Genomic DNA, 13,589 nt, shown 5'->3' on the forward strand with positions numbered 1-13,589 from the left:
AGCGCCGTTCTTCTTCAAGAAGACGAGAAGTCCGTGATGGGGTGCGTAAGAACGCCGCTTTTCGGTGCTGTCGAATGGCGCCGGAGAGCCGATCGGCACTAGGGTCGAACGAGGCAACGGCGCCGCGCTTCCATCCCCTTCCCCTCCCGAGGACGACCCATGAAGATCGGCATCCTGACCAGCGGCGGCGACTGCCCCGGCCTGAACGCGGTCATCCGCGGCGTCGTGCTCAAGGGCACCGAGGCGTACGGCCTCGAATTCGTCGGCATCCGCGACGGCTGGCGCGGCGTCGTCGACGGCGACTTCTTCCCCCTGACGCGGCACGAGGTCAAGGGACTCTCGAAGGTCGGCGGCACCATTCTCGGCACCAGCCGCACCAACCCGTACGAGGGCCCGCGCGGCGGCGCGGAGAACATCGCCAAGACGCTGTACGGGCACAAGATCGACGGCATCATCGCGATCGGCGGCGAGGGCACGCTGGCGGCCGCGGATCGTCTGTTCAAGGAGGGGATCAACGTCCTCGGGGTGCCGAAGACCATCGACAACGATCTGCGCGCCACCGACTACTCGTTCGGCTTCGACACGGCCGTCAACATCGCCACCGAGGCGATGGATCGTCTTCGCACCACGGGTGACTCCCACCGGCGCTGCATGGTGGCCGAGGTCATGGGCCGTCACGTGGGCTGGATCGCCCTGCACGCGGGAATGGCAGCCGGAGCGCACGTGATCTGCATCCCGGAGGTGCCGATGTCGCTCGAGGAGATCGCCGCCCTCGTGTCCAGCGCGAACGATCGCGGGCGAGCACCGCTCGTCGTGGTCTCCGAGGGCTTCAAGCTCAAGGACATGGACGAGGCGTACAGCGACAAGGGCCTGGATGCGTTCAACCGCCCGCGGCTCGGCGGCATCGGCGATCTGCTCGCCCCGGAGATCGAACGGCTCACGGGCATCGAGACCCGTGCGACGATCCTCGGTCACATCCAGCGCGGAGGCGCCCCGTCCGCCTTCGACCGCGTCCTCGCGACGCGCCTCGGCATGCACGCCGCGGACGCGGTCGTCGATGGGGCATGGGGGCAGATGGTGGCCCTGCATGGCACCGAGATCGTCCGCGTGCCGTTCGAGGACGCCCTCGGCGAGCTCAACACGGTGCCGCGCAACCGCTACGACGCAGCGGCGACCCTGTTCGGCTGAGTGCCGCGAGGCGTTCCGCGCCGTGTCGCCGGCGGGATCCGGTCCACGTCCTGAGATCAGGAACATTCACCCAGATCAGGACGATTTGCCTCGGATCCGCCTGATCTCGGTCATTCGTCCTGATCTCGGGATGGGGCTCCGGGGACGTGGGTCCGGATACACATCAGGGACGTCGATCCAGGTCACGGTCCGGAGCCCGGGCGCCGGTGCCGGATCAGCGTGCACCGAGGTGGCGTGCCTGTGCCATCGCCGCGCGGACCATGTCCTGGACATAGCACGGCTCGAACATGAGCTGGGCGTAGTCGAAGCGCAGCACCACGAAGCCCCGTAGCGCCAGCCGGGCATCTGCCCGCAGATCGCGGCGGCGATCCTTGGCCGTGCTGTGGAACTGGAAGCCGTCGAGCTGCACGATCAGGCGGTCGCCGATAAGCGCATCGACGGGGTGCCCGTCGATGATGATCTGCTGTCGCACGACGACCCCGATCTCGCGCATGAGTGCGACGAAGTGCGTCTCGAGCCCGGAGTCGGACAGGATGTCGGCCGCTTTCATGAGCCGCCGCGCACTCTCGGAGCGCCACCGCACGCTGCGCAGCACATCGACGCTGACCTTCTTCTTCCGGATCGCGGATTCCCACACGGCCAGCGCGTCGGCTGCACTCAAACAGTGCGCGACATGGAAGAGCACGTTGATGAGCGGATCCACGACCTCGTGAGCGGACGCGGGCGCCGGGCCGGATCCCCAATGCAAACGGACCCCGTCGCTGTCGTGCCGGGAGGCGTTGGCGGCCACGGCGATGTGCGCGGCCGGATCCTGCGGCGCCCAGAGGCCCTGCGCCGCGGCCTGTGTCACGCACGTCACGCGTCCGCCCAGCTGCGCCGCGCGAACGCGCTCGGGCGAGGCGTCGGGCAGCACGATCCAGGACCTGCGCACCCGGCTGACCGCGCCGACCGAGGCTGCCGCGGCGAGCGAATGCTTGCTGAATCCCGCCTGGTACAGCGCGGAGGTGTGCGAGACGCCACCGTGTGCGGCGAGCCAGGGAAGCAGGTCCATCCATCCAGACTGGACGCAAGGGGGGCCGGATGACGGGTTGTCCACAAGGGAACCGAGGATTGCCGGTTGTGGAGGACGACCGCCTCGCGCCGCGATCAGGACGAACGACCGAGATCAGGACGATATCGCCCGGATCCTCCTGATTGGGGTCATTCGTCCTGATCTCGGGACGCGGATCCAGCGGAACGGATGCCGGCCGGCCGGCCGCTCCCTGGACCCTCGTCGGGCTCAGGCGGCGGCCGCTCCCAGGCGGTCCAGAATCCAGGCCAGTTCGAAGGCCCGCTCGCGCCAGGAGTTGTACCGGCCGCTGACGCCGCCGTGGCCGGCCACCATCTCGCACTTGAGCAGGACGTCCTCCGCCCCGGCGTCGCGCAGGCGGGACACCCACTTGGCGGGCTCCACGTACAGCACGCGCGTGTCGTTGAGCGAGGTGACAGCGAGGATCGACGGGTAAGCGACGCCGTCGCGCACGTTCTCGTACGGCGAGTACGACTTCATGTACGCGTACACCTCGGCGTCATGCAGCGGGTCGCCCCACTCGTCCCACTCGATCACGGTCAGGGGGAGGGACGGATCCAGGATCGTCGTCAGGGCGTCCACGAAGGGCACCGAGGCGAGGATCCCGTGGAACAGCTCCGGGGCGAGGTTCGCGACCGCGCCCATGAGCAGTCCGCCGGCGCTCCCGCCCTCGGCGACCATCCGGTCCGGGACGGTGATGCCGGCGTCGATGAGATGGCGCGCGCACGCGACGAAGTCGGTGAACGAGTTCGCCTTCTGGCCGAGCTTGCCGTCCTCGTACCACTGCCGGCCCATCTCGCCACCGCCGCGGACGTGCGCCACCGCGAAGACCACGCCGCGATCCAGCTCCGACAGGCGCATGACCGAGAAACCAGGGTCGATGGAGTGCTCGTAGGAGCCGTAGCCGTACAGGTGCACGGCGCGGGGCTCCGCTCCGGGCTCGCCGAACGAGCGCTTCCACACCAGTGAGACGGGAATGCGGGCGCCGTCCGCAGCGACCGCCCAATCGCGGCGCTGACCGTAGTCCGCCGGGTCGTAGCCGCCCAGCACCGGCTGGCGCTTGCGCAGGTGCAGCGTGCGGGTCGCCAGTTCCAGGTCATAGACGGTCGAGGGCGTGACGAACGAACCGTAGCCGAGGCGCAGGAACGGCGCGGCCCACTCGGGGTTGCCGCCGAAGCCCGCCGAGAACAGCGGCTCTTCGAACCCGAGCTCGTCCAGCGCCCCCGTCGCCGGATCCATCAGCGCGATGCGCTCGAGGCCCTCGAACCGGTAGGCGACGACGGTGACGTCGCGGAATGCGTCCACATCCAGCAACCGGCGGCCCGGGGTGTGCGGCAGAATCGCGCGGCGCTCACCCTGCGGGTCCGACGCGGAGACCGCGACCAGCTCGAAGTCCAGCGCGCCGTCGTTGTGCAGGATGAGCAGCTCATCGCGGCCGTCGACCACGGCGTGCTCGACCGAGTACTCCACGCCCTCGCGCCGCGGCCACACCACGCGCGGCGGAGCGGTGAGATCGTCGAGGTCGACGAGGTGCTCCTCGCTCGTGATGCTGGAGCCGACGCCGATCACGAGGTACTTCCGGCTGCGGGTGATCCCCGCGCCGAGCCAGAACCGCTCGTCCGGCTCGTGGAACAGCTGCACGTCGTCGGCCACGGGGGTGCCGATGCGGTGCAGCCACAGGGTGTCCGGACGCCAGGAGTCGTCGACGGTGGTGTAGACGACGGCGGTGCCGTCGGGCGTGAAGAACGCGCCGGACGTACCGGGGATCTCATCGGGCAGCGTCTCGCCCGAGAGCAGGTCGCGGACATGCACCGTGTAGCGTTCGTCGCCCTCGAAATCCGTCGACCACAGCAGGCGAGTGGCGTCGTCGGAGACATCGAACGCGCCCATCGCGAAGAACTCGTGGCCCTCCGCCTCGGCGTTGCCGTCGAGCAGGATCTGCTCGCCCGGTACGGGCACCGCGGCGTCCAGGACCGGCGGGGTCCAGTCGTCGGGGGAGGAGACCGCGGCGCGGCACTGCAGGCCGTACTGCTGCCCCTCGACCGTGCGGCCGTAGTACCACCAGTCGCCGCGACGGGTGGGCACGGACAGATCCGACTCCTGCACGCGCGCCTTGATCTCCTGGAACAGCGTCTCGCGGAGCGGCTCGAGATGTCCGAGGCGTGCATCGGTGTATGCGTTCTCGGCCTCGAGGTGCGCGATCACCTCGGGATCGTCCTTCGCGCGCAGCCAGTCGTAAGGGTCGTCGAACACGTCGCCGTGGTGGGTGCGGATCAGCGAACGGCGGGCCGCGCGCGGCGGAACGGGGGAAGGAGCAGGAGCGGTCTCGGAGACGGAGGTCACGCATCAACGCTAGCCGAGGCCGCCAGGGCGCGGGCGGAGCCTGCAGCGGGGTCGTCGAGTTGACCGGCTTGGGCCGGGGTGGGAGGATGCAACCGGCCCGTTAACGGATGCTGAACCCCCGGTGAACTCTTCGTTCGTCACGTCCCTCCACTTCACGAAAGCGAACGGTGGAAACCGCAGCCCTCATCGTCGTGCTGGTGATCCTGCTGGCACTCTTCTTCGACTTCACCAACGGGTTCCATGACACGGCGAACGCCATGGCCACCCCCATCGCGACCGGCGCGCTCAAACCGCGGACCGCGGTCATGCTCGCCGCCGGACTGAACCTCGTCGGAGCGTTCCTGTCCACCGAGGTCGCCGCGACGGTGTCCGGCGGCATCATCCAGGAGGATTCGAGCACCGCGCACCTCATGCCGTCGCTCATCTTCGCGGGCCTCATCGGCGCGATCACCTGGAACATGCTGACCTGGCTGCTCGGACTGCCGTCCAGCTCGTCGCATGCGCTCTTCGGCGGGCTCATCGGGGCCACGCTGGTCGGCGTCGGGCTCAGTGGCATCAACTTCGGCGTCGTGCTGTCCAAGGTCGTCCTCCCGGCGCTCATCGCACCTCTCACCGCCGGGCTGATCGCCTACCTCGCCACCAAGCTCGCGTATCTGATCACGCGCCGCTACGACGGCAAACCCGACGGCCGCAGCGGCTTCCGCTGGGGACAGATCTTCACGTCGTCGCTCGTCGCGCTCGCGCACGGCACGAACGACGCGCAGAAGACCATGGGCGTGATCACGCTGGCGCTGATCTCGGTCGGCTGGCAGGCGCAGGGCGACCACCAGCCGCACATCTATGTGATCGTCGCGTGTGCGTTCACGATCGCGCTGGGCACGTATCTGGGCGGCTGGCGCATCATCCGCACGCTCGGCAAGGGCCTCACCGACGTCAAGCCCGCGCAGGGCTTCGCGGCCGAGACATCCACCGCGGCGACCATCCTCGCCTCCAGCGCGCTCGGCTTCGCGCTGTCCACCACGCAGGTCGCCTCGGGATCCGTGATCGGATCCGGCCTCGGCCGGCGCGGATCGGCCGTGCGCTGGCGCACCGTCGGCCGTATCGCGGTCGGGTGGGTGCTCACGCTTCCCGCGGCCGGGCTGGTCGGGGCCCTCGCGGCGTTCATCGTGGTCGTCGGCGGCGGCTGGGGCGTTCTGATCGATGCGGTCCTCGCGCTCGCCGTGATCGTCGCCCTGTTCCTGCGTTCGCGTCGCAACGCCGTCACGGCGAACAACGCGTTCAGCGAAGTCGCCGACTCCGGACGCGCCATCGAGGTGCCGGAGGAGCCGCCGCTCACCCCGCGGCAGGCCAGGGCGCAGCGCGCCCGTGAACGTGCGAAGGCCAAGGAGAAGGGGACGGGACGATGACCGTGGTCATCCACTGGGAGGCGTTCTTCCAGGTGCTCGGCGCCGCACTCGTCGGCACTCTCGTCGTCGTGGGCTTCTACGCGCTCGGCCTGCGGATGCTCGTGCGGGCAGGCAGGGTTCCGGTGGTCACTCCCGCCGAGTTCACCGACGCGATCACCGTGATCAGCGAGAAGGAGGCCAAGCGCGCGGCGAAGGCCGCCGCGAAGGCCGCCCGCAAGAGCCCGCTCAGCGACGGGCAGAAGACGCTCGCCCAGATCGCGGCCTACGCGTGCTTCGCCGTCTGCGCAGCGGCGGTGCTCGGTGGCATCCTGCTCATCGTCGTGAAATAGGGGAAGGCCGGACCGGCGGCCCTGCGCCGCAGGGGAGAAGGCACTCGACGCCGCTAGCCTGGGAGCCATGACTGTGCAGTTCGGCCGTTACGCCCCGCCCACGCACACCCTGGTGCACGTGAGCGACCCGCACCTCTTGGCCGGAGGGGCGGCGCTGGGCGGACGCTTCGACGTGGACACCATGCTGGCGCGCACGCTCGCGGCGATCGAGAGCGCGACGGACGCGCCCGACGCGATCGTCGTGACCGGCGACTTGGCCGACCTCGGCGAACCCGACGCCTACCGTCGGCTGCGCGCCGTCGTCGAGCCCGTGTCCGAGCGCCTCGGCGCCCCCGTGATCTGGGTGGCCGGCAACCACGACGAGCGCCCCGCGATGCGAGAGCATCTGCTCGACGTCGCGCCCAGCGAGGATGCGGTCACGGGCGTGTGGGATCTGAACGGTCTGCGCGTGATCGCGCTGGACTCCACCATCCCCGGTTGGCACCATGGAGACATCGACGCGGAGCAGCGCGACTGGCTGGCCGATCAGCTGCGCACGCCCGCACCGCACGGCACTCTGCTCGCGATGCATCATCCGCCGGTGCCGAGCCACATCCCGTTCTTCGACATCCTCGAGCTGCGCCATCAGGACGAGCTCGCCGAGGTGCTGCGCGGATCCGATGTTCGCGGAATTCTCGCGGGGCACCTGCACTATTCGCTGCATGCGACGTTCGCGGGCATCCCCGTGAGCGTGGCATCCGCCACCTGCTACACCATGGACGTCGCCATCCCGGGGGACCGGGTCAACGGCATGGACGCCGCGCAGTCCTTCCAGCTCGTGCACGTGCGCCCGGAGACCATCACGCACACCGTGGTCCCGGTTGTCGAGGCGACGCCGGTCGACACGTTCAGCCCCGCGTGGGTCGAGCGGATGGCGCAGCTGGAGCCCGAGCAGAGGCTCGAGGCGTTCTCGCGCAAGCCGGGGCGGTGATCGGCGACGGGTAGGATGGATACATCCCCCTTCCCTGTTCGCCATCACTCACGAGGATGTGTCCATGGCCGCCGTTGCGCCTGCCACCCGTACCGAAACCGACTCCCTGGGAAGCAAGGAGATCCCTGCCGACGCGTATTGGGGGATCCATACGCTCCGCGCCGCCGAGAACTTCCCGATCACGAAGCGCCCCATCTCCGTCTACCCGGAGCTGATCGAAGCGCTCGCGATGGTCAAGCAGGCCAGCGCCCGCGCCAACAAGGAGATCGGCACGCTCGACGCGGAGAAGGCGGACCTCATCGACGCCGCCGCGCAGAAGGTGATCAACGGCGAGTTCCACGATCAGTTCATCGTCGGCGTCATCCAGGGCGGGGCCGGCACCTCGACGAACATGAACGCGAACGAGGTCATCACCAACATCGCGCTCGAGCTGGCCGGACGCGAGAAGGGCGACTACGCCTTCCTCTCGCCGATCGATCACACCAACCGCAGCCAGTCGACGAACGACGTCTACCCGACGGCGGTCAAGATCGGGCTGTCGCTGAACCTGCGCTCGCTGCTCGACGAGCTCGACCTGCTGCGCGTGTCGTTCCTGAACAAGGCGCGCGAGTTCCACGACGTGCTCAAGGTCGGTCGCACCCAGCTGCAGGATGCCGTCCCGATGACCCTCGGCCAGGAGTTCCACGGCTTCGCGTCGACGCTCGGCTACGACCACACGCGCCTCACCGAGAACGCCTGGCTCATGTACGAGATCAACATGGGCGCCACCGCGATCGGCACGGGAATCACCACGCACCCCGCCTACGCGGCCTCCGTGCTGAAGCACCTGCGTGAGATCTCGGGTCTGGATCTGGCCACCGCGAGCGACCTCGTCGAGGCGACCAGTGACACCGGATCCTTCATGTCCTTCTCCTCGTCGCTCAAGCGCAACGCGATGAAGCTCTCCAAGATCTGCAACGACCTGCGTCTGCTCTCCTCGGGTCCGCAGGCCGGTCTCGGCGAGATCAACCTGCCCGCGATGCAGGCCGGCTCCAGCATCATGCCGGGCAAGGTCAACCCGGTCATCCCGGAGGTCGTGAACCAGGTGGCGTTCGCCGTCGCCGGATCCGACGTCACGGTGACCATGGCGTCCGAGGCCGGTCAGCTGCAGCTGAACGCGTTCGAGCCCGTCATCGCGCACTCGATCTTCCAGTCCATCACCTGGATGCGTCAGGCGATGTGGACCCTGCGCGTGAACTGCGTCGACGGCATCACCGCGAACCGCGACCGTCTGGGCGCCATGGTCGGTTCCTCGGTCGGCGTGATCACGGCGCTCACCCCGTTCATCGGCTACGCCGCCTCGGCAGCGCTCGCCAAGACCGCCCTGCTGACCAACCGCAACGTCGCCGACCTCGTGGTCGAGGCCGGTCTGATGTCGCGTGAGGACGTTACCAAGCAGCTGTCGCCGGCCCGCCTGTCGGGTCTCGAGACCATCACCGCGGCGATCCCCGTCATCCCGTCGAAGGACGTCAACGCCGGAGTCTGAACTCCGCCGCACGTGGAAACGGCCCGCCACTCCTCGGAGTGGCGGGCCGTTCGTCGTCGTGCGTTCTTTGCCGACGACGACAGAGACGGATCAGTCCAGGATCCGGCAATGCGTCGTGAGCTCGCCGATCCCGTCGATGCCGACAGTCACGGTCGAACGGTCGCGGAGGAAGATCTGTGGGTCGCGCGAGTAGCCGGCGCCGCCAGGGCTGCCGGTCGAGATCAGGGTTCCGGGACGCAGCGTGAGCGAGCGGGAGAGGTGCGCGATGAGCGCCGAGACCGGGCGCACCATCTGTCCGGTCGACGCGTCCTGCACCCGGTGGCCGTCGACGACGGTCCAGATGTGCAGATCCTGAGGATCCGGGATCTCATCGGCCGTGACGACGACCGGCCCGGTGGGGGAGAAGCCGTCGAAGGACTTGCAGCGCGACCACTGCGCCTCGGCGAACTGGATGTCGCGCGCAGTGATGTCGTTGACCACCGTGTAGCCCCAGACGTGGTCGAGGGCATCCTCGGCGGACACGTCCTTCGCGGCGGCGCCGATCACCACGCCGAGTTCGGCCTCGTAGTCCACCGACTCCGACAGGGCGCGCGGCCACGACGTGGTCTGCTCGTGGCCGGTCAGGGAGTTCGGCCACAGCGTGAACACGGTCGGCGCCGTATCGGTCTTCAGCCCGAGCTCACTCGAGTGCGCGGCGTAGTTCAGCCCCACGGCCAGCACGACCGGCGGAGCGAGTACCGCGGCGCTGTATGCGAAGCCGTCGAGTGCGTGCACGGGAGCCTCGCCGCGCGCGTGCGCGTCGCGGACGGCGTTGAGGAGGACGTCGCCGCCTTCGATGAGCTGCTGGAGGGTGGCAGGGGCCGGATCCACGAGATCGGAGACGAGCGTCGCCCCGGCGCCGTCGATGACGGCGAGGGCGGGAAGGTCGGATTCGGGACGGCGCAGATGAGCGAACCGCATGCCTCCACGCTACCGGGCGTATCCGCTGCTCCGTGGCGGTGAGCCTCTAGGCTTTGGGCATGAGCTTTGGAGGACACGGCGATCCCGCCGCGCAGCGCCCTGCCCCGCGCCCGTCGCCCGCCGCGTCGTCGCCGTACCAGCCGCCTGCGGCCGCGCAGCCCTCGCCGCTGACGGGCCAGTCGCCGCAGTCGTATGCGACGCAGCTCGCTCAGCCCTCGCCAGCCCAGCCCTCACTCGCCCAGCCCCAGTACGCCCAGCAGCCGCAGTACGTGCAGCCGCAGAACTACCCGCAGACGGCATCGACGCCGATCTCGCCGGTGTACGGCTCGGTGCTCGCTCAGCGCCCGGAGCACCACGGCGCCGTCGCCTATGACGCGTACACACCGCCCGCTCCCGTCCAGGCGGTGCCGGCGCTGCCGGTGCCGTCCGCGAAAGGCCGGCACGCCTCGGTCTGGGCGTTCGGCGCGCTCGGATTCGTGCTCCTGGGCCTCATCGCCTACTTCGTGTGGGCGCTCGGCCCTGCCGCGTCGATGATCGGCATGGTGCTCGCGCTCGTGCCCCTGACGATCGTGTTCTTCGGTGTGTTCTTCATCGACCGGTGGGAGCCGGAGCCGAAGTCGCTGGTCGCGTTCGCGATCGCGTGGGGTGCGATCGCATCGGTGGGCCTCGCGCTCGTGGTCGATCTCCTGCTGACGCTGCTGCTCGGCCAGCGCAGCGACGACCTGACCGCGGTGCTCCAGGCACCGATGGTTGAGGAGACGGCGAAGGGCCTCGGCGTCTTCCTGATCTTCGTGATGGCTCGTCGCAGTTTCGATGGCCCGATCGATGGCATCGTGTACGGCGCGCTGGTCGGCGCGGGTTTCGCCTTCACCGAGAACATCCAGTACTTCGCGATCAGTCTCATCGAGGGCGGGGCGCCGGATCTGACCGTCACCTTCGTGCTGCGCGGACTCATGTCGCCTTTCGCTCACGCGATGTTCACCTCGGTGACCGGGTTCGCGATCGGGCTTGCCGCGCGTCGCGGCGCCTCCGCAGCGCGCGCGCTCGGCTTCGGCGCGGTAGGCGTGCTGGGGGCGATGGCGCTGCACGCGCTCTGGAACGGCTCCTCGATGATCGGCAACTTCTTCGTGCTGTACCTCGTGCTGCAGGTTCCGCTGTTCGTCGGCTTCATCGTCGTGATCATCCTGCTGCGCAAGGAGGAGGCGCGCCTCACCTACGCCCGGCTCAGCGACTATGCGACTGCAGGCTGGTTCACGCCGCAGGAGGTGTCGATGCTCGCGACGCCTGCGGGCCGGCGCGTCGGTCTGCGGTGGGCGTCGGGACTACGCGGCGACCGTCGCCCGATCATGCGCGGGTTCATAAAGGATGCGACCACGCTCGCCTCGGTGCGGCAGCGCATCATCACGGGGAGGGATCCGCTGGCGACCCAGGATGAGCAGGTTCTGCTGCAGCGCACCCACGCGGCACGGGAGGCCCTGCTCGCGGTCTGAGACAGACTCAGCGCCCGGTGCTGCGGCGATGCCTGCAAGTCCTCCGGGCGCTGAGTTGATCTGAAGACAGGTTGCACCCGTGGGGCGGGGATGTCAAGGATCGGGCGCCGCGACTCTCCGCGACACGTGCCGAGCGCTGTTCGCCGTCGGCGCAGTGCCTCGCGTTGACCTCGCTGTGCGCGCTCGGGTTGGATGGAAGCATGACTGAGCGCACCAAGCCCGAGTTCGACGCCCCCACCGGACCCGCTCCCACGGAGCTCGTGATCCGCGACATCATCGAGGGAACCGGCGACGAGGCGAAGCCCGGCGACACCGTGACCGTGCACTATGCGGGTGTCGAGCACGACACCGGCGAGGAGTTCGACTCCTCCTGGGGCCGTGGCGAGACCATCCAGTTCCCGCTCCGCGGCCTGATCCAGGGCTGGCAGGAAGGCATTCCCGGCATGAAGGTCGGTGGACGCCGCGAGTTGATCATCCCCCCGCAGCTTGCCTACGGACCTGCCGGATCCGGTCACTTCCTCGGCGGCAAGACCCTCATTTTCATCATCGATCTCATCGCCGTCGGCTGACGAGCACGATCGCGAAGGCCCCGTCTTGAACGGGGCCTTCGTCATGTCGGAGGTGATCTCGGAAAAAGTTCGGCGAATCGGGAATGCATTCAGTTGAATGTAAGTTGTACGGTGATGTCGCCGCAGGAGCGGTGGCCCAGAACTTCGCACGAGGAGCAGCAATGAGCATCGACATCCCCGGTTACCGCAGCGGCACCTGGACCCTGGACCCCGCCCACAGCGAGGTGACCTTCAGTGTCCGCCACATGATGATCTCGAAGGTGCGCGGCACGTTCGGCGTCAAGAGCGCCACGCTCGTCGCCCCGGAGAACCCGCTCGAGGCCCGCGTCGAGGCGAGCGTCGACGTCACCTCGCTGAGCACCGGTGACGCCGGCCGCGACGGTCACCTGATGTCGGGCGACTTCTTCGACGCGGAGAAGTACCCCACGATGGACTTCGTCTCCACCGGCGCGCGTGCCGAGGGCGGCGACCTGTTCGTCGACGGTGACCTGACCATCCACGGCGTGACCAAGCCGGTCACCTTCGAGCTCGACTTCGGTGGCTTCGGCTCCGACCCGTACGGCAACTACAAGGCCGGCGCGTCTGCCAAGGCCGTCATCAACCGCGAGGACTTTGGCCTCACCTGGAACGCGGCGCTGGAGACCGGCGGCGTGCTCGTCGGCAAGGACGTCACGATCACGCTCGACCTGCAGGGCGCCCTCGAGGCGTAATCCGGGTTCATCCCTTGGGCGGGTGCCGCATCGCGCGGCCCCGCCCTTTCGCGTCTCGAGAGGCTCTCCCGGTGCTGGTCAGGCCGCGGGCTGATCGATGAGCCGGGTCCCGACCGCTCGCAGCGACACGGCCGCCCAGGTGCGGAACGGACGCCAGGCCTCGGCGATCCGCTCCAGCTCGGCATCGCCCGGCCTGTGATGGAGGCCGTATAGCGCCTGGACCGCGGCTCGGGTGTGATCCTCCTGGGTGGACAGCACGTCGGCGAGTCCGCACGCGCGGATCACGATGAGCGCAGCGTAGAACGGGCCGATGCCGGGCAGGCGCTGCACGTCGAGCATCGCCTCGGCGGGCGTCATGCGAGCCAGCCGCTGCACGTCGAGCTGCCCGTCCAGTGCGGCGCGCGCGATGGCGTGCAGTCGGGGCATCCGGTCCGCGGGCAGCCCGGGAATCGCGTCGAGGCCGAGAAGCTGCCCAGGTAGCGGCAGCGCCGCCTCGGGGCGTCCGGCGAGCGCGAACACGGCGCCGTGCTGCTCGGACAGGCGTCGGCGCAGCGCGATGCCCTGCCGGCGTGCGCGGCGGGCCGAGAGGACCGCCCAGACCGCGGCTTCGTACGGGCTGTAGAAGTTCGAAGGACGGAACCCCGGCGCTTCGGCGTGCACGCGCGCGAGCACGGGATCCGCAGCGCACACCGCCGCCCACGCCAAACCGTCGTGATCGGCGGAGACGACACGGGCGACCTGCGCGGTGATCGCGGTCAGGTCGCCCTCCCCGTGCACGGTCAGGGCGAGCTCGCCGTCGTGCTGTCGCACCTCGACCCCGACCTGGGCGTCGAGCGCGTCGGTGCAGAAGGCCAGGCGCATGACTCCGTCGAAGGCCGCCTCGTCGCGGTGGCCGAATCCCATGAGTGCGACCTCGCGGAGGTCGTACGGCCCGGTTAGGGGCAGCGTGGTCGTGCGGCTCGTGGTGCTCATGCCGTCAGTGTGCACCCGGGCGGGGACATCGCCCGTCGTAGGGCCTGAGGATCCCGCT

At 69.1% G+C, this 13,589-nt stretch carries 12 protein-coding genes; 8 read left to right on the top strand and 4 right to left on the bottom strand.

Annotated features, from left to right (window positions below; translation table 11 throughout):
- The first annotated feature begins 159 nt into the window (after positions 1–159).
- The gene (locus tag AB4078_RS03720; protein ID WP_440732166.1) at positions 160–1,188 is read left to right on the top strand and encodes a 6-phosphofructokinase; all 1,029 of its coding nucleotides are present in this window, start codon (positions 160–162) and stop codon (positions 1,186–1,188) included.
- 214 nt (positions 1,189–1,402) lie between these two features.
- Here AB4078_RS03720 and AB4078_RS03725 read toward each other — a convergent pair whose 3' ends face one another.
- Positions 1,403–2,239, bottom strand: coding sequence for a DUF559 domain-containing protein (locus AB4078_RS03725; RefSeq protein ID WP_441976011.1), 837 nt, complete (start codon positions 2,237–2,239; stop codon positions 1,403–1,405).
- Between the two features lie 228 nt (positions 2,240–2,467).
- Positions 2,468–4,600: a S9 family peptidase gene (locus AB4078_RS03730; protein ID WP_441976012.1), complete on the bottom strand. Its 2,133-nt coding sequence runs from the start codon at positions 4,598–4,600 to the stop codon at positions 2,468–2,470.
- Positions 4,601–4,767: 167 nt separating this feature from the next.
- Here AB4078_RS03730 and AB4078_RS03735 point away from each other — a divergent pair, with 167 nt between their 5' ends.
- The 4 genes from AB4078_RS03735 to AB4078_RS03750 all read left to right on the top strand — a co-directional run bounded on the left by AB4078_RS03735 (position 4,768) and on the right by AB4078_RS03750 (position 8,830).
- Complete coding sequence (locus AB4078_RS03735) at positions 4,768–6,006, top strand: anion permease (protein WP_440732163.1); 1,239 nt, start codon at positions 4,768–4,770, stop codon at positions 6,004–6,006.
- Complete coding sequence (locus AB4078_RS03740) at positions 6,003–6,335, top strand: peptidase (protein WP_441976013.1); 333 nt, start codon at positions 6,003–6,005, stop codon at positions 6,333–6,335. The genes AB4078_RS03735 and AB4078_RS03740 overlap by 4 nt, the downstream gene beginning before the upstream one ends.
- 67 nt (positions 6,336–6,402) lie before the next feature.
- A complete protein-coding gene (locus AB4078_RS03745) occupies positions 6,403–7,305 on the top strand; it encodes a metallophosphoesterase (protein ID WP_441976014.1) in 903 nt (300 codons plus the stop codon).
- 64 nt (positions 7,306–7,369) lie between these two features.
- Complete coding sequence (locus AB4078_RS03750) at positions 7,370–8,830, top strand: aspartate ammonia-lyase (protein ID WP_441976015.1); 1,461 nt, start codon at positions 7,370–7,372, stop codon at positions 8,828–8,830.
- Between the two features lie 90 nt (positions 8,831–8,920).
- On the opposite strand, the gene AB4078_RS03755 is transcribed toward AB4078_RS03750, so the two are convergent.
- A complete protein-coding gene (locus tag AB4078_RS03755) occupies positions 8,921–9,790 on the bottom strand; it encodes a fumarylacetoacetate hydrolase family protein (RefSeq protein WP_441976016.1) in 870 nt (289 codons plus the stop codon).
- A 59-nt stretch (positions 9,791–9,849) separates the two neighbouring features.
- Here AB4078_RS03755 and AB4078_RS03760 point away from each other — a divergent pair, with 59 nt between their 5' ends.
- The 3 genes from AB4078_RS03760 to AB4078_RS03770 all read left to right on the top strand — a co-directional run bounded on the left by AB4078_RS03760 (position 9,850) and on the right by AB4078_RS03770 (position 12,559).
- Positions 9,850–11,280, top strand: coding sequence for a PrsW family glutamic-type intramembrane protease (locus AB4078_RS03760; protein ID WP_441976017.1), 1,431 nt, complete (start codon positions 9,850–9,852; stop codon positions 11,278–11,280).
- A 200-nt stretch (positions 11,281–11,480) separates the two neighbouring features.
- Positions 11,481–11,849 (top strand): FKBP-type peptidyl-prolyl cis-trans isomerase, encoded by a 369-nt coding sequence (locus tag AB4078_RS03765; RefSeq protein ID WP_378805776.1) that lies wholly within the window; start codon positions 11,481–11,483, stop codon positions 11,847–11,849.
- A gap of 161 nt (positions 11,850–12,010) precedes the next feature.
- Positions 12,011–12,559 (top strand): YceI family protein, encoded by a 549-nt coding sequence (locus AB4078_RS03770; protein ID WP_440732157.1) that lies wholly within the window; start codon positions 12,011–12,013, stop codon positions 12,557–12,559.
- A gap of 78 nt (positions 12,560–12,637) precedes the next feature.
- On the opposite strand, the gene AB4078_RS03775 is transcribed toward AB4078_RS03770, so the two are convergent.
- A complete protein-coding gene (locus AB4078_RS03775) occupies positions 12,638–13,531 on the bottom strand; it encodes a DNA-3-methyladenine glycosylase family protein (protein WP_441976018.1) in 894 nt (297 codons plus the stop codon).
- Between the last annotated feature and the right edge of the window lie 58 nt (positions 13,532–13,589).

Origin of the sequence: Microbacterium sp. 2MCAF23 (assembly GCF_052115565.1) — a bacterium.
In the GTDB taxonomy this organism is placed as follows: Bacteria; Actinomycetota; Actinomycetes; order Actinomycetales; family Microbacteriaceae; genus Microbacterium.

Coding starts and splice junctions, on each gene's coding strand:
- AB4078_RS03720 (WP_440732166.1), top strand. CDS start 160: ATGAAGATCGGCATCCTGACCAGCGGCGGCGACTGCCCCGGCCTGAAC.
- AB4078_RS03725 (WP_441976011.1), bottom strand. CDS start 2,239: ATGGACCTGCTTCCCTGGCTCGCCGCACACGGTGGCGTCTCGCACACC.
- AB4078_RS03740 (WP_441976013.1), top strand. CDS start 6,003: ATGACCGTGGTCATCCACTGGGAGGCGTTCTTCCAGGTGCTCGGCGCC.
- AB4078_RS03745 (WP_441976014.1), top strand. CDS start 6,403: ATGACTGTGCAGTTCGGCCGTTACGCCCCGCCCACGCACACCCTGGTG.
- AB4078_RS03750 (WP_441976015.1), top strand. CDS start 7,370: ATGGCCGCCGTTGCGCCTGCCACCCGTACCGAAACCGACTCCCTGGGA.
- AB4078_RS03755 (WP_441976016.1), bottom strand. CDS start 9,790: ATGCGGTTCGCTCATCTGCGCCGTCCCGAATCCGACCTTCCCGCCCTC.
- AB4078_RS03760 (WP_441976017.1), top strand. CDS start 9,850: ATGAGCTTTGGAGGACACGGCGATCCCGCCGCGCAGCGCCCTGCCCCG.
- AB4078_RS03765 (WP_378805776.1), top strand. CDS start 11,481: ATGACTGAGCGCACCAAGCCCGAGTTCGACGCCCCCACCGGACCCGCT.
- AB4078_RS03770 (WP_440732157.1), top strand. CDS start 12,011: ATGAGCATCGACATCCCCGGTTACCGCAGCGGCACCTGGACCCTGGAC.
- AB4078_RS03775 (WP_441976018.1), bottom strand. CDS start 13,531: ATGAGCACCACGAGCCGCACGACCACGCTGCCCCTAACCGGGCCGTAC.